Origin of the sequence: Nocardia wallacei (assembly GCF_029868745.1) — a bacterium.
GTDB classification, from domain to species: Bacteria; Actinomycetota; Actinomycetes; order Mycobacteriales; family Mycobacteriaceae; genus Nocardia; species Nocardia wallacei_B.
In genome coordinates, this window is the sequence record NZ_JARWOP010000098.1 from 1 (window position 1) to 18,246 (window position 18,246).

Here is an 18,246-nt window from a genome sequence, read left to right on the forward strand (position 1 = left end):
GCGGCGCTGGCCGCGGGCGCCGACGCGATCCACCCCGGCTACGGATTCCTTTCCGAGAACGCCGATTTCGCGCGCGCCGTGCTCGCGGCCGGACTGACCTGGATCGGTCCGCCGGTCGCCGCCATCGAGCAGATGGGCTCGAAGGTGGAGTCCAAGAAGATGATGGACGCCGCCGGGGTGCCGGTCCTGGCCGAACTGGACCCCGCCGAGGTCACGGACGCGCTGCTGCCGGTGCTGATCAAGGCCTCCGCCGGCGGCGGCGGTCGTGGCATGCGAGTGGTGCGGTCGTTGGCGGAGCTGCCGGGTCAGCTGGAAGCCGCACGGCGCGAGGCGGAATCGGCCTTCGGCGACCCGACGGTGTTCTGCGAGCGCTACCTCGAGACCGGCCGGCACATCGAGGTGCAGGTGATGGCCGATACCCACGGCACCGTCTGGGCCGTCGGCGAGCGCGAATGCTCCATTCAGCGCCGGCATCAGAAGGTGGTGGAAGAAGCGCCATCACCGCTGGTGGAACGGGTAGATGGCATGCGCGACAGGCTGTTTCGCGCGGCCCGGCTGGCCGCCGAGGCCATCGGCTACGAGGGCGCGGGCACCGTGGAGTTCCTCGCGGACGAGGCGGGCGAGTTCTTCTTCCTGGAGATGAACACCCGGCTGCAGGTGGAGCATCCGGTCACCGAGAACACCACCGGGCTGGATCTGGTCCGGCTGCAGGTGCAGGCCGCGCAGGGCCGTCGGCTGCCCGCCGCGCCGCCGCCGATGCGGGGGCACTCCATCGAGGTGCGCCTGTACGCCGAGGATCCGGCGCAGGAGTGGCAGCCGCAGAGCGGCACCGTGCACCGCCTCGATTTCGGTCGCGCCGCCGAATTCACCGTCCTGCGCGAGCCCGGGGTGCGACTGGATTCCGGCGTGCGAGACGGGTCCGTGGTCGGCGTGCACTACGACCCGATGCTGGCCAAGGTGATCTCCTACGCCGAGACGCGCGACGAGGCGGCACACCTGCTGGCCGCCGCGCTGCGGCGCGCACGGATTCACGGCCTGGTCACCAACCGCGACCTGCTGGTGCGGGTGCTCGAGCATCCGGCGTTCCGCGCCGGCGACACCGATACCGCGTTCTTCGCCACCCACGGCCTGGAAAACCTTTCCGCGCCTTTGGTTTCTGCGGCCGACGAGGAGTTGTCCATCGTCGCGGCCGCGCTCGCCGACGCGGCCGCCAACCGGTCGCGCGCCCGCGTGGGCGGCGGCCTGCCCAGCGGCTGGCGCAACTTGCCCGCGCAGCCGCAGTCCAAGTCCTATGACAGCCGCACGACCGGCACACACGAAGTGCGCTATCGGCTCACCCGTACCGGACTGACGGTCGAGGGTCACGACGGCATCGAATTGCTCGACGCCACACCGGATGTCGTGACGCTGGCGGTACCCGGCCCGCGTGGCCCGGTGCGCCGCCGCTTCGACGTCGCCCGGTACCCGTCGACCGGCTCGGGACCCGTACTGGTGGCAGTGGATTCGCCGCTGGGGCCGGTGACCGTGCGGCGGCTCCCGCGCTTCGAGGATCCCGCCGAGCAGGTCGCCGAGGGCTCACTGCTGGCGCCGATGCCCGGCGCGGTGATCCGGGTCGCCGCCGAGGTCGGCGCCCGGGTCGAACTGGGACAGCCGATCCTGTGGCTGGAGGCGATGAAGATGGAGCACACCATCACCGCCCCCGCCACCGGCGTGCTGGCCGAACTGAATGTGACCGCGGGACAACAGGTCGACGTCGGCACCGTGCTGGCGGTCGTGCGACCCGAAGAGACCACCGACGCCGAATCCCAGGAGTAGGGCATGAGTTTCATCGAAACCGACGAGCAGAAGCAGCTGCGGGCCGCGGTGGCGCAGCTCGCCGCCAAGTACAACTTCCGCGACTACGTCTCGGACAAGGCCCGCGCCAACCAGCCGCTGAGTGAATTGTGGGACGAGGCAGGGCAACTCGGCTTTCTCGGGGTGAACCTCCCGGAGGAGTACGGCGGTGGCGGCGCGGGCATCTACGAGCTGGCGCTGGTGATGGAGGAACTCGCCGCGCAGGGCGCCGGGCTGCTGCTGATGGTGGTATCCCCGGCCATCTGCGGCACCATCGTCACCAAGTACGGCACCGACGAGCAGAAGCGGCACTGGCTGCCGCGGCTGGCCGACGGTTCGGCGAAGATGGTGTTCGGCATCACCGAACCCGACGCGGGCTCGAACTCCCACCACATCACCACCACCGCCCGCCGCGACGGCGGCGACTGGATCCTCAACGGCCGCAAGATCTTCATCTCGGGCGTGGACCAGGCCGAGGCGGTGCTGATCGTGTCGCGCACCGAGGATGCCAAGACCGGCAAGCTGAAGCCGGCGCTGTTCATCGTGCCCACCGACGCCCCGGGTTTCGAGAAGACCCGGCAGGAGATGGACATCATCGAGCCCGACAGCCAGTTCACGCTGTTCCTCGACGACGTGCGGCTGCCCGCGGAGGCGCTGGTCGGTCAGGAGGACGCGGCGCTGGCGCAACTGTTCGCGGGCCTCAATCCGGAGCGGATCATGGGCGCCGCGATGGCCGTCGGCATGGGTCGCTACGCCATCGACCGGGCCGTGGAGTACGCCCGCGAACGCCAGGTGTGGAAGACGCCGATCGGTGCGCACCAAGGCATTTCGCATCCGCTCGCCCAGGTGAAGATCGAACTGGAGCTGGCGAGGCTGATGATGCAGAAGGCGGCCGTGCTCTACGACTCGGGCGACGACTTCGGCGCCGCGGAGGCGGCGAACATGGCGAAGTACGCCGCGGCCGAGGCCAGCATCAAGGCCCTCGACCAGTCGATCCAGACGCACGGCGGTTCGGGCCTGACCCGCGACGTGGGCCTGGCGGGCATGCTGGCCGCCGCCCGGATCGGCCGGGTGGCGCCGGTGAGCCGGGAGATGGTGCTGAACTTCGTCGCCCAGCATTCCCTGGGCCTGCCGAAGTCCTACTGATGTACGGCGGCACGGAGCCGGACGATCGAGGAAGGGGACGACGATGAGCGATACGGCGGACGCCGTCGTGCGATACGAGGTGGCGGACCGATTCGCCGTCGTCACCCTCGATTCCCCGCACAATCGCAACGCGCTGTCCGCGCGGCTGGTGCGGGAGCTGCTGGCCGCGCTGGCACGGGCCGGGGACGACGAGCGGGTGCGCGGGGTCGTCCTCACTCATACCGGCAACACCTTCTGCGCCGGTGCGGATCTGAAGGAGGCCCTCGACGCCGATCCCGCGGCGGCCGCGGACATCCGCACCCGGTGGATGATCGACGTGCTGCGCACGATCCTCGTCTTGCCGAAACCCGTACTGGCACAGGTGAACGGCAATGTGCGCGCGGGCGGTATGGGCCTGCTGGCGGCCTGCGATATCGCGGTGGCGGGGCGGGACAGCAGCTTCGCGCTCACCGAGGCGCGAATCGGGCTGGCGCCGTTCATGATCTCGCTCACCCTGCTGCCGCGCATGAGCCCTCGCGCGGCCGCGCGCTACTTCCAGACCGGTGAGAAGTTCGACGCGGCCGAGGCGGAGCGGATCGGCCTGATCACCCTCGCCGCCGACGATCCGGCCGCCGCGGTGGAGCGGCTGCGCGGCGAACTCCGTCAGGGCTCGCCGCAGGGCCTGGCCGAGAGCAAGCGGCTGGTCAATGCCGCGCTGCTGGCCGAATTCGACCGTGGCGCCGAGGAACTGGCGAAGCGGTCCGCGAGTTACTTCGGCACACCCGAGGTGGTGGAGGGCATGACGGCCTTCTTCCAGCGCCGCCCGCCCGCCTGGGCAGAATGAGCGGATCATGACTGCGCACCACGAATCGAAGCCCCACGAACCCAAGCAGGACCGCAGCCGGGCCACCCGGCAGCGGCTGCTCGAGGCGACCATCGACTGCCTGGCCGAGACGGGCTGGGCGGCGGCCACGGTGGCCGTGGTGGCCGAGCGGGCGGGGGTGTCGCGCGGCGCGGCGCAGCACCACTTCCCGACCCGGGAGGAGCTGATCACCGCCGCGCTCGAGTACATGTTCGACACCCGCATGGCACAGGCGAAGGCCGAGGCCCTGGCCGTGGCCGAGATCGCCGAGGGCGCCGGGCGGACCGAGGCGGTGGTGAGCGGATTGGTGGAGTCCTACACCAGCCCGCTGTTCAAGGCCGCCCTGCAGGTCTGGACGCATGCCGCCGCCGATCCCGCCCTGCGCGAGCGGATCGTGCCGCTGGAGGCGCGGTTCGGCCGGGTCTCGCATCGCATGGCGGTCGAGGCGCTGGGCGTCGACGACTCCGACCCGGTCGCCCACCATCTGGTGCAGGCCACGCTGGACCTGGCGCGCGGCCTCGGCCTGGCCGACGTGCTCACCGACGACTCGGCCCGTCGCAAGGAGATCGTCCAGCAGTGGTCGGCCACTCTGCACACGGCGCTCACCACGCCGCGCTGAGTGACCGATCCGTCCGGCGATTTGGTCCGCGAGCCCGCACCCGTTAAGCTTGCCGGGCCTCCTCGATCGGAGGCGAGTCCTGGCCCCGTCGTCTAGCGGCCTAGGACGCCGCCCTCTCAAGGCGGTAGCGCGGGTTCAAATCCCGTCGGGGCTACATCGTGGGCCGTGCGTCTTATCGCACGGCCCTTTTTCTCGAAATATTCGGTGTGTCCTTGGAATTCGTCTGCTTGCCGTACCGTCGAGGTACCAGGACCGCTCAGGTCTTGCCGAACAAAGGACCCGCATGTCCGACAAATCTCCGCGTCAGACCATGTCCAAGAAGTCCGGGAAGTCCCTCAAGGAGAAACGAGCGGACAAGAAGACCAAGTCGGCCGACCGTTCCGGAATCGAAGCCGCGACCGAGAACGGCAAGCGGAGGTAGCCGCCGGTGACCGTGCCCGCCCTTGCGGCGGGCACAGCCGTCACCGCGCCGTGTTCGATTCGGTCACCGCGTTCCGGAAGACCCAGCGCAGCGCGACGAATCGCGACAGCGTGGCCACGGCATTGGCCACCACGAGGACGAACAGTTCGACATGGACCGGCGCGCCGGGCGCCCATCGGTGCAGCGCGAACAGGGAGCCGCCGGTCAGCAGCCAGGCGAACGCGAAGATCAGCAGGCCCTGAATATGGTGTGACACAACCGAATTCGAACCGCGCACGCCGAAGGTGAAGGCACGGTTGGCGGCAGTGTTGGCGATCGCGGTGAGCAGCAGCGCCAGGAAGTTCGCCGCCTGCGGGCCTGCGAACGGCTGCAGGATCACATACAGCAGCATGTAGGCCAGCGTGGAGGCCACGCCGATGATGCCGAACCGCACCAGCTGCCCCACCATCCCCAGCGGGACGCCGTCCACCAGCGGTTCGCGGCCGATCGCCGCCCGCAGCTCGTTGATCGGCAGGGCGCCGGTGGCCAGACCCCGGCCCACCCGCCACACGCCCAGCAGGTCCTTGCGGGCGGTGTCGACGATGTCGACGCGGCTGTCCGGGTCGTCGATCCAGTCGACCGGCACCTCATGGATGCGCAGCCCGGCGCGCTCGGCGATCACCAGCAGTTCGGTGTCGAAGAACCACTCGCCGTCCTGCACCAGCGGCAGCACCCGGCGCGCGACATCGGTGCGCATCGCCTTGAAACCGCATTGGGCGTCGGAGAATCGGGTCTGCAGCGAGGCTCGCAGAATCAGGTTGTAGGAGCGAGAGATGAACTCGCGCTTGGGCCCGCGCACCACCCGCGACGACTTCGCCAGCCGGGTGCCGATGGCCAGATCCGAATGCCCGGACACCAGCGGGGCGATCAGCGGCAGCAGGGCATTGAGATCCGTCGACAGGTCCACATCCATGTAGGCGACGACCTGGGCGTCGGAGACCTCCCACACCGCGCGCAGTGCGCGGCCGCGGCCCTTGCGGTCCAGATGGACCACGCGCACATGCTCGAGTTCGTCCGCCAGCAGGTGCGCGACCTGCAGCGTGCTGTCGGTGGATGCGTTGTCGGCGATGGTGATTCGCGCCGAGAACGGTAATCCGGCGCTCAGGAAGGCGTGCAGTCGCCGCACGCACACGCCGAGGTCGCGTTCTTCGTTGTAGACGGGAATCACCACGTCCAGCACCGGTGTCACCAGAGCACCGGCCGGTTCCGCCGCCGGCGCGGCCGTCGCTGTGTCGGTCATGACATCGAAGATCGGCCACCAGCCTGCGGCACGGCTGCGCCCGGCCTGGGAGGTTCCTGGGAGCGCCCTACAGGTCAGTGCTCACTGAGCCGCCACAGCGGCGACACCGGGCCGTGGCCCGTGCCTAACGGGTAGGCCGCTTTCAGACAGCGCGTGGTCCACTCCTTGGCGAAGGCGATCGCCTCCGGCACCTCGTAGCCGTGGGCCAGCGCGCACGCGGTGGCCGCCGCGAGGGTGTCGCCGCCGCCGTGGTCGTCGCCGGTGTCGATGCGGGGGGCGGACAGTTCGTGGAAACGCTCGCCGTCGAACAAGAGGTCGGTGCTGAAGTCGGAGGAACGCAGGTGCCCGCCCTTCACGAGCGCCCAGCGCGGGCCCAGCGCGTGCAGCGCCTCGGCGGCCTTGCGCGCGGTGCGGTCGTCGGTGACCTCGATGCCGGTGAGCAGCCGCACCTCGTCCAGGTTCGGGGTGACCACCGTGGCGAGCGGAATCAGCGTGTGCCGCAGCGCGTCCAGGGCCGAGGCGTGCAGCAGCGGGTCGCCGTGCATGGACGCCGCCACGGGATCCACCACCAGCGGAATCGAGCCGTCGCGGCCGATGCCCAGCTCGCGGCACACCGCCGCCACCGCCTCGATGATCGCCGTGGAGGCCAGCATCCCGGTCTTGGCCGCGCCGATGCCGATATCGCCGACCACGACGCGCACCTGGTCGGCGACGGTCTGCGGCGGGATCTCGTGAAAACCGCTGACGCCCAGCGAGTTCTGCACCGTCACCGCCGCCACCGCGACGCAGGCGTGCACGCCCAGCAGGGCCATGGTGCGGGAATCGGCCTGGATACCGGCGCCGCCGCCGGAATCGGTCCCGGCGATGGTGAGCGCCCGGACAGGGGTCCGGCCCTCGGGAGTCAATGGCAACAGTCGCACGAGATAACCCTACGGTCCCGCGATTGTGCGCCCGGCCTGCGCGGTCACGATTCCCGTCCGCGTGGCACTTTCTGCCGTCTGGTGGCGAATTGTGACCGCGCAGGCCGACAGGGTCAACATACAGAACGGATCATTCCGTTTCGGTGATATCCTGAACCCATGCCGAAGACAGCCGACTCCCGCAAACCGCTGCCCGGCCGCAAGGCGCAGGCGGCCCGCAACGACGGCATCATCCTCGACGCCGCTCGCACCGTGTTCCTCGCCGATGCCGGCGCCCCGATCGCGGCCGTCGCCGAGCGCGCGGGTGTCGGGATCAGCGCGCTCTACCGCCGCTATCCGAGCAAGGAGGTGCTGCTGCGCACGCTCTGCTACGACGGTCTGCGCCGGTACAACGAGGAGGCGGCCGCGGCCCTGGAGCTGAGCGACGACTGGGCGGTGCTGGTCGATTTCCTGCGCCGGGTGGTGGACGCGGACGTGCACTCCCTGACCGTCCGGCTGGCCGGCACCTTCACCCCGGACGAGTCGATCCTGCCCGAGGTGCGGCGCGCCGGGACACTGAACGACGAGATCCTGCGCCGCGCCCGGTCCTCCGGCCGCCTGCGCGCGGGCGTGACCACCTCGGATTTCGGGCTCGTCCTGGAGGCGTGCGCGGCGATCTCGCTGCCCGACCCGCAGCGCACCGCGCAGCTGCGCCGCCGCGTGCTGGCGATGCTGATCGACGGCCTGGCCGCCACGGGCGAATTGCCCGGTCCGCCACCGGAACCCGGCGAATTCGCCGATCGCTGGCGGCCGCGCGGATAACGTACGTCCCGGCGACGAGTTTCGCCCCGGTACACCGTCGACAGGGGTACCGGTGTCGCGCGAACGAAGGGAACGCCAGTGAACTGGACACTCGAGGTGGTGATCGTGCCGGTCTCGGACATCGACCGCGCCAAGGAGTTCTACCGCGACCGGCTCGGCTTCGTCGTCGATCACGACACCCCGATCGGCGACGGCTCGCGCATCGTGCAGCTCACGCCGCCGGGCTCGGGCTGCTCGATCGTCCTCGGGGAACGCGGCTTCGCCAAGATGGACCCCGGCGCGTTGAAGGGCCTGCAACTCGTCGTCGCCGATTTGCCCAGGGCGCGTGCCGAACTCGTCGAGCGCGGCTTCGATCCCGGCGACATCCAAGAGGTCGCGCCCAGCCCGGACGGGACCCTCGACAACGTCGGATTCCTGTTCTTCGACGATCCCGACGGCAACAGCTGGGGCATCCAGCAGATCTCCGCGCGCGCCTGAATTCGCTACCGGCGCACGGCTTTCCATCGGCCCAGCGGAAGCCGGGGCCAGGCGGGACCCCGGCCTCCACAGGGCCGACGGAGCAGTGCCAACAGAGAGCGGCGTTACGACACGATCGGCAGATAGACCGACTTGCCCGCCTGCGCGAACTCCTCGGACTTCTCCGACATGCCCGCCTCGATCGCCTCGACGTCGGTCAGCCCGTGCCGCTCCGCGTATTCGCGCACATCCGCCGAGATGCGCATCGAGCAGAACTTCGGCCCGCACATCGAGCAGAAGTGCGCGGTCTTGGCCGGTTCGGCGGGCAGCGTCTCGTCGTGGTACTCGCGGGCGGTGTCCGGGTCCAGCGACAGATTGAACTGGTCGTGCCAGCGGAACTCGAAGCGCGCCTTGGACAGTGCGTCGTCGCGCTCCTGGGCCCGCGGGTGGCCCTTGGCGAGATCGGCGGAATGTGCGGCGATCTTGTAGGTGATCACGCCGGTCTTCACGTCGTCACGGTCGGGCAGGCCCAGGTGTTCCTTCGGCGTGACGTAACACAGCATGGCCGTCCCGGCCTGCGCGATGATGGCGGCGCCGATCGCCGAGGTGATGTGGTCGTAGGCCGGGGCGATATCGGTGGCGAGCGGGCCGAGGGTGTAGAACGGCGCCTCCTCGCACAGCTCCTCCTCCAGCCGCACGTTTTCCGCGATCTTGTGCATCGGCACGTGGCCCGGGCCCTCGATCATCACCTGCACGCCATGGGATTTCGCGATCTTGGTCAGCTCGCCGAGGGTGCGCAGCTCCGCGAACTGCGCGGCGTCGTTGGCGTCGGCGATCGAGCCCGGACGCAGGCCGTCACCGAGGGAGAAGGTGATGTCGTAGCGGGCCAGGATCTCGCACAGCTCCGCGAAATTCGTGTACAGGAACGATTCCTGGTGATGCGCCAGGCACCACGCGGCCATGATGGACCCGCCGCGGGAGACGATGCCGGTGACGCGCTTGGCGGTCAGCGGCACGTAGCGCAGCAGCACCCCGGCGTGCACGGTCATGTAGTCCACGCCCTGCTCGGCCTGCTCGATCACGGTGTCGCGGTAGATCTCCCAGGTCAGCTGGGTCGGATCGCCGTTCACCTTCTCCAGCGCCTGGTAGATCGGCACGGTGCCGACCGGCACCGGCGAGTTGCGCAGGATCCACTCGCGGGTCTCGTGGATGTTCTTGCCGGTGGACAGGTCCATGATGGTGTCGGCGCCCCAGCGGGTGGCCCACACCATCTTCTCCACCTCCTCCGCGATGGACGAGGAGACCGCCGAGTTGCCGATGTTCGCGTTGATCTTCACCGCGAACTTCTTGCCGATGATCATCGGCTCCGACTCGGGATGGTTGTGGTTGGCCGGGATCACCGCGCGGCCCGCGGCCACCTCGTCGCGCACGAGTTCCGGCGAAACCCCTTCGCGCGCGGCGATATACCGCATCTCGGTGGTGACGATGCCCTGCCGCGCCCAGGCCAGCTGGGTGGGCGGCCCGGCCACGTCCGGCTTGGACCAGCCGTCGCGCACCTTCGGCAGCCCGGCCTCGACGTCGATGGTGGCGGCGTCGTCGGTGTACGGGCCCGAGGTGTCGTAGACGTCGAAGTGCTCGCCGTTGGTCAGGTTGATCCGGCGGACCGGGATGCGCAGCGCGGCGCCGTCCGCGTCGACCTCCTGGTAGTGCTTGACGCTGCCCTGAATCGGGCCGGTGGTGACGGTGTCGACGGTCGTCACGGCATGCTTCGATGGCATTGAACAATCCTCCCTACGCCGGCATTACCCGGTCAGGTTCGAACGGTCGACGGCCCTGAGTCGCCCGAAAAGGGCTAGCCGTCCTCTCAGCCCGCTGGTGCGAGCCCCCGTAGGCATGTGCAGTTGTCTCGGCCGAGGGTACATGCCACCGCCGCTTCGCGCGGCCGGACCGTACGGATCGCTCGCGGTCAGGCGTCGCGCAGGGCCCGGTACACCGCGGCGCCGACGAACGCGCCCAGATCCTGCGGGGTCCACGGGCCGTCGCCGGTCAGCAGGGTGCGGACCGCGCCCTCGCCGGCCGAGACCCACAGTTCCACCAGGACCGGGAGTTTGCGTTCGGCGTCGGCGGTGCCCCAGGCGTGCAGGGTCGGGCGCAGGCGACGGGTGCAGCGCTGCACGGCCAGCAGGCGGCCGCGTCCGAACGAACTCGCGACCGCGGGATCCGGGTTGCCGTACAACAACTTCCAGGTGTCCGGCCGGGCGGCCACCGTCTCCAGCAGGGCGCGGAAGCCCTCCACGAACACCTCTTCGTCGGCCGCCACCCGCCGTCGCGGCAGCGCCGCGATGATGCCGCTGATCAGATACGACTCCTCGCGCTGGAGCAGCGCGTCGATGAGTTCGACCCGGTCGGCGTAGCAGGCGTAGACCACCGGGCGGGTGACGCTCATGCGTTCGGCGACGGCGGCGATGGTGATGGCCGCGATGCCGTCCTCGACGGCGATCCGCAAGGCGGCGTCGAGCACTTGTGGCCGGCGCCGTTCGGGCCCGAGATGTTGCGCACGCTGCCGCGGCCGCACTGCCGAATCGGAACCCATGCGGACCAAGATATCAGCGGGAATGCCGCAGCCTGCCGGATCGCTTCCGCCGGAATTCGGCAGATCTCCGGCATATCTCTGGCAAATCGACACTTAGATGTGGTTACGTCGTCCGCAGCCTACGGTTGCGTAACCGGACAGCCGTACGGCAACCTCCAGGGACAACATCAACCGGCGTGTGCGGAGAGCCGGCACACGCTGCTATTCGACCCAGTCGAGGAGGCCGGTCCGTGTCGCACTACAAGGCGAACCTTCGGGATATCGAGTTCAACTTGTTCGAAGTGCTGGGAATCGGGGCGCTGCTGGACGACGGCGCCTACGGCGATCTGGACGCGGAGACCGCGCGGGGGATGCTCACCGAGGTGCTGCGGCTGGCGGAGGGGCCGGTCGCCGAGTCGTTCGTCGATGCCGACCGCAACCCGCTGCAGTTCGACGCCGCCGAGCACGCGGTGATCGTGCCGGACGCCCTGCGCAAGACCGTCGCCGCGGTCAACGAGGCCGGTTGGTCGGCGCTGGGCATGCCGGCGGAGATGGGCGGCGTCACCGCGCCGTCGGCCCTGGTCTGGGCGACGCAGGAAATGCTTGTCGCCGCCAACAATTCGGCGAGCTTCTTCAATATGGGCCCGCTCATGCACACCGTGCTCTTTCACGAGGGCACCGCGGAGCAGCAGCGCTGGGCCCAGCACGCGTGGGAAAACCGTTGGGGCGGAACGATGGTGCTCACCGAGCCGGACGCCGGGTCCGACGTCGGCATGGGCCGCACCAAGGCGACCGAGCAGCCCGACGGCACCTGGCACATCGAGGGCGTGAAGCGCTTCATCTCCGGCGGCGACCTGGGCGACACCGCCGACAACATCATTCATCTCACCCTGGCGCGGCCGGTGGGCGCGGGTCCCGGCACCAAGGGCCTGTCGCTGTTCGCGGTGCCGAAATTCCTGTTCGACCGGGAGACGATGGCGCTCGGCGAGCGCAACGGCGTGTACGTCACCAACCTCGAGCACAAGATGGGCATCAAGTCCTCGCCCACCTGCGAACTGACCTACGGCGGCGCGACACCGGCCGTCGGCTACCTGGTCGGCGAGGTGCACAACGGTATCGCCCAGATGTTCAAGGTGATCGAGAACGCGCGCATGATGGTGGGCGTGCTGTCGGCGGGGACGCTGTCCACCGGATACCTGAACGCGCTGGAGTACGCCAAGACTCGCGTGCAGGGCGCCGATCTCACCAAGATGACGGACAAGACCGCACCGCGCGTCACCATCACCCACCACCCCGACGTGCGCCGCAGCCTCGCGACGCAGAAGGCGTACGCCGAGGGCCTGCGCGCGCTCTACCTGTACACCGCCGCCTACCAGAACGACGATGTGGCACAGGCGAACTTCGGCGCGGACCCGGAACTCGCGGCACGGGTCAACGACCTGCTGCTGCCGATCGTCAAGGGCTGTGGATCGGAGCGGGCCTACGAGACGCTCACCGAATCGCTGCAGACCCTCGGCGGATCCGGGTACCTGCAGGACTACCCGATCGAGCAGTACATCCGCGATGTCAAGATCGACTCGCTGTACGAGGGCACCACCGCGATCCAGGCGCAGGACTTCTTCTTCCGCAAGATCATTCGCGACAAGGGGACGGCGCTCGCCCACGTGGCCGGGCTGATCCAGCAGTTCGCCGACTCCGGCGACGCCCGGCTCGAGCGCGAGCGCAAGCTGCTCGGCGCGGCGCTGGGGGACGTGCAGGCGATGGCGGCCGCGCTCACCGGGTATCTGATGGCGTCGCAACAGGATCCGGAGGAGATCTACAAGGTCGGCCTCGGCTCGGTGCGATTCCTCTACGCCACCGGCGATCTGGTGATCGGCTGGCGGCTGCTCGCGCAGGCCGCCGTGGCGCAGGCCGCGCTGGACGCCGGGCCGTCGGAGCGCGATCGCAGCTTCTACGCCGGAAAGATCGGCGTCGCTTCGTGGTTCGCGAAGAACAAGCTGCCCCTGCTGAGCGGCGTGCGCGCGGTGGTGGAGAACCTCGACAACGACATCATGCAATTGGACGAGGCCGCGTTCTGAACCTCCGTTCCCGATTCGTGACACATTCGGCGGTTACGGCGCGCCCGGGGTTGCGGGTACAACTACCGCATGGTCTTTCCGGTGAGCTTCGGCTGGATCCAGGCCCTGCTGGTGGTGCTCTTCGTCGTCGCCGTGGTGCTCGTGATCAGCGCGGTGGTCAGGGCACGCAGGGTCGGATGGCGGGCGCTGGCCGGTCGCGGCGCCGGGGCGCTGGTGCTGGTGCTGGTGGCGGTGGTCATCCTCTGGGTGACCACCCTGCTGCAGACCTATCTCGGGCTGACCGGCGAGGTGAAGGCCGCGCACGTGGTCGCGACACCGGTCGACGGACAGCCGCACACCCTCGATATCGAACTCACTCTGTACGGCGACGGCAATCACTCCGACCGGCACGAGAAGCATCGGGTCGAGGGCGATCTGTGGGTCCTGCAGGCCAATATCGTCGAACTCGAGCACTGGGTGAACACGCTCGGTTTCCACTCGGGGTATCAGGTGGCTCGCCTGTTCGGTGAGCGCTTCGACGGCGATGCCCCCAGGCAGAATCACATCTTCCTCAACGGCAGCGACCGCGACTTCTACGAGCAGATGCAGCAGAACACCTGGTACACCAAGCCGTTCGTGCGCTCGGTGTACGGCAACGCGGTGGTGGCCGCCGCGGGCAGCTACGACGTGTTCATCTCGCAGGACGCCATCAAGACCCGCCCGGCCTGACCCGCTCCCCGGCAATCAGTCGGCGAACTCGGCGACCACCGGCGCATGATCGCTGGGCGCCTTGCCCTTCCGCTGCTCGCGGTCGACCGTCGCGTCCGTGGTGCGCGCCGCCAGCGCGGGGGAGGCGAGGATGAAATCGATGCGCATGCCCTCCTTGCGGGGGAAGCGCAACTGCGTGTAATCCCAGTACGTGTAGACGCCGGGGCCGGGAGCGAACGGCCGCATCACATCGGTGAAACCGGCCTCGGCGATGGCGTTGAAGGCGTCCCGTTCCGGTTGCGACACATGGGTTCTGCCCGCGAAGAACTCGGGGGACCACACGTCGGCGTCGGTCGGCGCGATGTTCCAGTCACCGACCAGCGCGATCTGCGCCTCGGGGTCCTCGGCCAGCCAGCGGGCTCCGGTATCACGTAGGGCGGCAAGCCATTCCAGCTTGTAGGTGTAGTGCGGGTCGGCCAGGGACGCCCGTTCGGCACATAGAGGCTCCACACCCGCACGCCGCCGCAGGTGGCGCCGAGGGCGCGGGCCTCCACCACCGGCGCGGCGAGCAGCGACGTCTCGGCGTCCTTGTCGAATCCGGGCTGGCCGGGGAAGGCGATCTCCACCTCCTCGAGGCCGATCCGGGAGGCGATGGCCACGCCGTTCCACTGGCTGAACCCGACGTGCGCGACCTCGTACCCGGCCTCCTCGAACTGTTCCGCCGGGAACTGGTCGTCGCGGCACTTGGTCTCCTGGATGGCCAGCACGTCGATATCGGCATCGTCGAGCCAGTCCACCACCCGATCCAGGCGGGAACGAATCGAATTCACGTTCCAGGTAGCCAATCGCACCGCCACATTCTCCTTGCCTGGGTGCGGCCCGGTCAGGCCGGGGCCGCGTAGCGATAGTCGTGGTGCTCGACGAAGCCCATCTCGCGGTACATCGCCTGCGCACTCGTATTGTCCACCGCCACTTGGACGTAGGCGTGGGTGGCGCCGTGCCGGTGGCCCCAGCGAACGAGTTCGGCGCAGATCAGGGTGCCCAGGCCGTGGCGGCGGTGCGGGGCGGCCACGGCGACGCAGGTGAGCCCGACCCAGCGGCGGCCGTCCGGCGCGGTGGTGACCGCGCCGCGCCCCACGGCCAGCGCGGTGGGCAAACCCAGTGCGGCGAAACCGATCTCGCCGTCGCGCACCGCGGTCAGCACCGCCTCGTCCGGCTGTGGCGGGGGCACCGGCACGGTGTCCTCGCCCTGGAATCGGTACAGCTCCAGCCAGCCCGCGTGCGGCGTTGCGTCGATCCGCACCATGGAGGGACCCTGCGGCAGTACCAAGTTGTCGATATCGATGGCCAGTACGCGCGTATGGCCCCAGGTCCGCCAGCCGGACGGCACGGGGGCCAGCCGGTCGGGCAGCCGCAACTGCAGCGGAAGGCCCTGGCCGGTGTACCACTCGCCGATGCGGCGCAGCGTCTCCGGATGGACCTGCGCCGGAGATTCCGAACTACCCACCGGCACGGCGGAATTGGCGCGATTGGTGTATCCGTGCCCGGCGGCGAGCACCCAGCCGTCCAGCACGGCGCGGTCGGTGCCGGGCCAGCCGTCGCAGGCCGCCGCCTCCAGCGCGCGAATCTCGCGGGTCCGAATCGGCCTGGGCCCCAGCGGTTTCAGCGCCACGACGCGATCGGCCGCGATGGCCACCGTCTGACCGTCGGCGGTGCGGACGGTCGGCGGGTCCAGCGCGACCAGCTCGCCGATCACATCGGTGAACTGCTGGGGATAACCCTCCGGCAGCCGGTACCGCACCACCACCCGCCGGCCGGGCGGTATGCCGGGCGGTTCAGTCGTCATGCCCGAACGGATCCGGCACGGTGCCCGGGAGCCAGCTCAAACCCGGTACGCCCCAGCCGTTTCGCTTGATCGCCTTCTTCGCCGCCCGCGCGTTGCGCCCGACCAGCACGTCCACGTACAGGAAGCCGTCGAGGTGGCCCACCTCGTGCTGCAGCATGCGGGCGAAGAAGCCCTTGCCCTCGATGTCGACCGGGTTGCCGTGCTCGTCGGTCCCGGTGACGCGCGCCCACTCGGCGCGTCCGGTGGGGAACTGCTCGCCCGGCACGGACAGGCAGCCCTCCTCGTCGTCGTCGGGATCCGGCATCGTCTCGGGGATCTCCGAGGTCTCCAGCACCGGGTTGATCACCGCGCCGCGCCGCCGGTTCATGCTGCCGTCCGCGCCGACGTCGGGACAGTCGTAGACGAACAGCCGCAGGGGCTCACCCACCTGATTGGCCGCCAGCCCCACGCCGTGCGCCGCGTCCAAGGTCTCGTACATGTTCGCGACGAGTTCGGCGAGTTCCTCCGGTGACCTGGTGACCTGCTGGGTCGGATGGTGCAGAACCGGATCGCCGACGATGCGGATCGGGAGAATCGCCATGGTCGGTCACTTTACGCGGAGGCCCGAACCGGGCACGGCGACGGACACGTCGGCGACGCCGACACGCCGTGCGACGCAGCGGGCATCGCTCGCGTTCATGGTTGAATGAGCGTCGAGTCGTCAGTTGTAACTCGGCGAGGGAGCGATATGGACAGCGCAGCGGCACGTGATCTTTCCGCAAGCGAGGACAGCTCTTCCACGGGTGCGGAGGTCGCCGGCGAACTCACCCGTCGCGAACTCGAGATTCTCGATTTCGAGCGCAAGTGGTGGAAGTACGCGGGCGCCAAGGAAGAAGCCATCCGCGAGCTGTTCAGCATGTCGGCCACCCGCTATTACCAGGTCCTCAACGCCGTCGTCGACAAGCCGGAGGCGCTGGCCGCCGACCCGATGCTGGTGAAGCGGCTGCGACGGCTGCGGGCCAGCCGGCAGAAGGCCCGCGCCGCCCGGCGGCTGGGCTTCCAGGTGTGATGCGGGCGTGCACGCCCGCCTAGGACTAGGGTCGACCAGGTGAGCAACCCCAATCCGCCCTCCGGTGGACCGCCGCTGCGAGCGCTCGCGATGGTTTTGATCGCACTGGCCATCGTGTTCGCCGGCCTCGGCGCGATGTCGCTGTCGAGTTCCGAGTCCACGGCCTCGGACACCGAGACGCAGGGACAGGCGACGCAGGGCCGGCCCACCAGCACCACGTCGTCCAAGCCCGCCACCACCTCGGCCGCCGACACGACCACCACGACCACGTCGTCCACGACGACGACCACCGCTCCCAGCACGACACCGGCCGCGGCCAAGTCGGTGCCCGTGCACGTGCTCAACAACAGCACGGTCGCGGGTCTGGCCGCGCGGACCGCGGGTCAGCTGTCCGCCGACGGCTGGACCATCGCGGAGACCGGCAACTATCCGGGCGGGGTCATCCCGAAAACCACTGTCTACTACGGGAATTCACCGGGAGAGCGGGCCGCGGCCCAGGAGGTCGCCGAAGAACTCGGCGTCTCGGCGGAGCCGCGATTCGCCGGGATCGCGAGCAATCCGCCCGGCGTGATCGTCATCGTCACAGGGAACTGAACGGTCGTCTCTACCAACCCGGCCCCACGGCTCCACGGCGTAACGGCTCTGGCATCATCTTGACCGGTAACGAATTCGTCCACACGGCATTACTCGTAAACTCGGTACTCGTAAAGGAGTTCCCCGATGGCCCCGTCCACAACTCGTCGCCCGTCCTGGTGGACTGTGACCCCGGTGCTGGCGGTCGCGGTGTTCGGCCTTGCGGCCTGCACCAACAGCCAGGAATCGAGTGACGTCAAGGGGACCACTCCGCCGGTGTGGACGGGTTCGGCGGCGCCCGGCGGCGAGGCCACCGGCACCGGCGAGCACGGCGGCAGCGGGCACGGGAGCACCGAGCACAGCGCCACCCCGGGCGATTCGGTCTCGGTGCAGCTCAAGGATCCCGCCGGGGTCCAGGTCGGTACCGCGTCGGTGGTCAAGTCGGGCGGCCACCTCGAGATCACGGTCGAGGCGCACGGGCTCAAGCCCGGCTTCCACGGCCTGCACGTGCACCAGGTCGGCAAGTGTGAGGCGAACTCCACCGCGCCGGCCGGCGGCCCGGCCGGCGACTTCCTGTCCGCGGGCGGCCATCTGCAGGTGGGCGATCAGAACTCGCACCCGGCCAGCGGCGACCTGACCTCGCTGGAGGTGCGCCAGGACGGCACCGCCAAGCTGGTCACCACCACCGACGCCGTGACCCTGGACGAACTGAAGGGCAAGGCCCTGATGATCCACGCCGGAGCGGACAACTTCGGCAACGTCCCCAGCCGATACACCCAGGCCAACGGCACCGCCGGCCCGGACGCCGAAACGCTGGCGACCGGTGACGCGGGCGGCCGGGTGGCCTGCGGCGTCATCGGGTAGCGCGGTTGCCATGGGTGGGGCCGGCGTCGGAAAAGTTCACTGGAACAGCTCGCCCCGCCCCACGCTGGGGGTCGAGTGGGAGATCGCGCTGGTCGACAAGAACACCCGCAATCTCTCCAACACCGCGGCAGCGGTCTTCGACACCGTCGGGGGGCGGCCGGGGCCCCCCCGGACCCCCCCCGGCACCCCCGCCACCGGGAGGGGCACCCCCCGGCGCGGGCGCGGGGGGGCCCCCCCCCCGCCCGGGGGGGGGGGCGGCCCC

18 protein-coding genes, 1 tRNA gene, 2 pseudogenes and 1 riboswitch are annotated in these 18,246 nt (G+C 69.6%); of the genes and pseudogenes, 14 read left to right on the forward strand and 7 right to left on the reverse strand.

Annotated elements, in window-relative coordinates; genetic code table 11:
- From QH470_RS07355 to QH470_RS07380, 6 genes are all read left to right on the forward strand, one after another.
- Positions 1-1,815 (forward strand): ATP-binding protein (locus QH470_RS07355; protein ID WP_280271518.1); only part of this gene is annotated, 1,815 nt, incomplete at its 5' end.
- 3 nt (positions 1,816-1,818) lie between these two features.
- Complete coding sequence (locus QH470_RS07360) at positions 1,819-2,979, forward strand: acyl-CoA dehydrogenase family protein (protein ID WP_280271519.1); 1,161 nt, start codon at positions 1,819-1,821, stop codon at positions 2,977-2,979.
- 43 nt (positions 2,980-3,022) lie between these two features.
- A complete protein-coding gene (locus tag QH470_RS07365) occupies positions 3,023-3,802 on the forward strand; it encodes an enoyl-CoA hydratase family protein (protein ID WP_280271520.1) in 780 nt (259 codons plus the stop codon).
- Positions 3,803-3,809: 7 nt separating this feature from the next.
- Positions 3,810-4,439, forward strand: coding sequence for a TetR/AcrR family transcriptional regulator (locus tag QH470_RS07370; RefSeq protein ID WP_187685628.1), 630 nt, complete (start codon positions 3,810-3,812; stop codon positions 4,437-4,439).
- A gap of 81 nt (positions 4,440-4,520) precedes the next feature.
- A tRNA-Glu gene (locus QH470_RS07375) sits at positions 4,521-4,593 on the forward strand.
- A gap of 129 nt (positions 4,594-4,722) precedes the next feature.
- Entirely contained in the window at positions 4,723-4,860 is a 138-nt protein-coding gene (locus QH470_RS07380) for a hypothetical protein (protein ID WP_280271521.1), read from the forward strand.
- A 40-nt stretch (positions 4,861-4,900) separates the two neighbouring features.
- Here the strand turns inward: QH470_RS07380 and QH470_RS07385 are convergent, their stop codons facing one another.
- Entirely contained in the window at positions 4,901-6,139 is a 1,239-nt protein-coding gene (locus tag QH470_RS07385) for a bifunctional glycosyltransferase family 2/GtrA family protein (RefSeq protein ID WP_280271522.1), read from the reverse strand.
- 74 nt (positions 6,140-6,213) lie between these two features.
- Entirely contained in the window at positions 6,214-7,059 is an 846-nt protein-coding gene (gene thiD, locus QH470_RS07390) for a bifunctional hydroxymethylpyrimidine kinase/phosphomethylpyrimidine kinase (RefSeq protein WP_280271523.1), read from the reverse strand.
- Positions 7,060-7,218: 159 nt separating this feature from the next.
- Between thiD and QH470_RS07395 the strand changes: the two genes are divergently transcribed.
- Together QH470_RS07395 and QH470_RS07400 are read left to right on the forward strand one after the other, a co-directional pair.
- Complete coding sequence (locus QH470_RS07395; RefSeq protein WP_280271524.1) at positions 7,219-7,860, forward strand: TetR/AcrR family transcriptional regulator; 642 nt, start codon at positions 7,219-7,221, stop codon at positions 7,858-7,860.
- 78 nt (positions 7,861-7,938) lie between these two features.
- Complete coding sequence (locus QH470_RS07400; protein ID WP_280271525.1) at positions 7,939-8,337, forward strand: VOC family protein; 399 nt, start codon at positions 7,939-7,941, stop codon at positions 8,335-8,337.
- A 104-nt stretch (positions 8,338-8,441) separates the two neighbouring features.
- Here QH470_RS07400 and thiC read toward each other — a convergent pair whose 3' ends face one another.
- Both thiC and QH470_RS07410 read right to left on the reverse strand, forming a co-directional pair.
- The gene (thiC, locus tag QH470_RS07405) at positions 8,442-10,094 is read right to left on the reverse strand and encodes a phosphomethylpyrimidine synthase ThiC (protein WP_280271526.1); all 1,653 of its coding nucleotides are present in this window, start codon (positions 10,092-10,094) and stop codon (positions 8,442-8,444) included.
- Positions 10,088-10,215: riboswitch (TPP riboswitch) on the reverse strand. Its footprint overlaps the gene before it by 7 nt.
- A gap of 67 nt (positions 10,216-10,282) precedes the next feature.
- The gene (locus QH470_RS07410; protein WP_280271527.1) at positions 10,283-10,909 is read right to left on the reverse strand and encodes a TetR/AcrR family transcriptional regulator; all 627 of its coding nucleotides are present in this window, start codon (positions 10,907-10,909) and stop codon (positions 10,283-10,285) included.
- Positions 10,910-11,139: 230 nt separating this feature from the next.
- On the opposite strand from QH470_RS07410, the gene QH470_RS07415 reads away from it, so the two are divergent.
- Positions 11,140-12,966, forward strand: a complete 1,827-nt coding sequence (locus QH470_RS07415; protein WP_280271528.1) for an acyl-CoA dehydrogenase — start codon at positions 11,140-11,142, stop codon at positions 12,964-12,966.
- A 69-nt stretch (positions 12,967-13,035) separates the two neighbouring features.
- Positions 13,036-13,674: a hypothetical protein gene (locus QH470_RS07420; RefSeq protein WP_280271529.1), complete on the forward strand. Its 639-nt coding sequence runs from the start codon at positions 13,036-13,038 to the stop codon at positions 13,672-13,674.
- Between the two features lie 15 nt (positions 13,675-13,689).
- On the opposite strand, the pseudogene QH470_RS38430 reads toward QH470_RS07420, so the two are convergent.
- From QH470_RS38430 to QH470_RS07440, 3 genes and pseudogenes are all read right to left on the reverse strand, one after another.
- Positions 13,690-14,504: pseudogene (locus tag QH470_RS38430) on the reverse strand (exodeoxyribonuclease III).
- A 32-nt stretch (positions 14,505-14,536) separates the two neighbouring features.
- On the reverse strand, positions 14,537-15,499 hold the full coding sequence (locus QH470_RS07435) for an N-acetylglutamate synthase, CG3035 family (protein WP_280271531.1): 963 nt from the start codon (positions 15,497-15,499) through the stop codon (positions 14,537-14,539).
- A complete protein-coding gene (locus QH470_RS07440; protein WP_280271532.1) occupies positions 15,489-16,079 on the reverse strand; it encodes a peptide deformylase in 591 nt (196 codons plus the stop codon). Before QH470_RS07440 ends, QH470_RS07435 begins: the two co-directional genes overlap by 11 nt.
- A gap of 147 nt (positions 16,080-16,226) precedes the next feature.
- Between QH470_RS07440 and QH470_RS07445 the strand changes: the two genes are divergently transcribed.
- From QH470_RS07445 to QH470_RS38210, 4 genes and pseudogenes are all read left to right on the forward strand, one after another.
- On the forward strand, positions 16,227-16,547 hold the full coding sequence (locus tag QH470_RS07445; RefSeq protein ID WP_280271533.1) for a nucleoid-associated protein NapA: 321 nt from the start codon (positions 16,227-16,229) through the stop codon (positions 16,545-16,547).
- A 39-nt stretch (positions 16,548-16,586) separates the two neighbouring features.
- Positions 16,587-17,141 carry a LytR C-terminal domain-containing protein gene (locus QH470_RS07450; RefSeq protein ID WP_280271534.1) on the forward strand — a complete coding sequence of 185 codons (555 nt, stop codon included), beginning with the start codon at positions 16,587-16,589 and terminating at the stop codon, positions 17,139-17,141.
- Between the two features lie 126 nt (positions 17,142-17,267).
- Complete coding sequence (gene sodC / locus QH470_RS07455; RefSeq protein WP_280271535.1) at positions 17,268-17,984, forward strand: superoxide dismutase[Cu-Zn]; 717 nt, start codon at positions 17,268-17,270, stop codon at positions 17,982-17,984.
- A 10-nt stretch (positions 17,985-17,994) separates the two neighbouring features.
- A pseudogene (locus tag QH470_RS38210) lies at positions 17,995-18,246 on the forward strand (hypothetical protein); the annotation flags it as partial.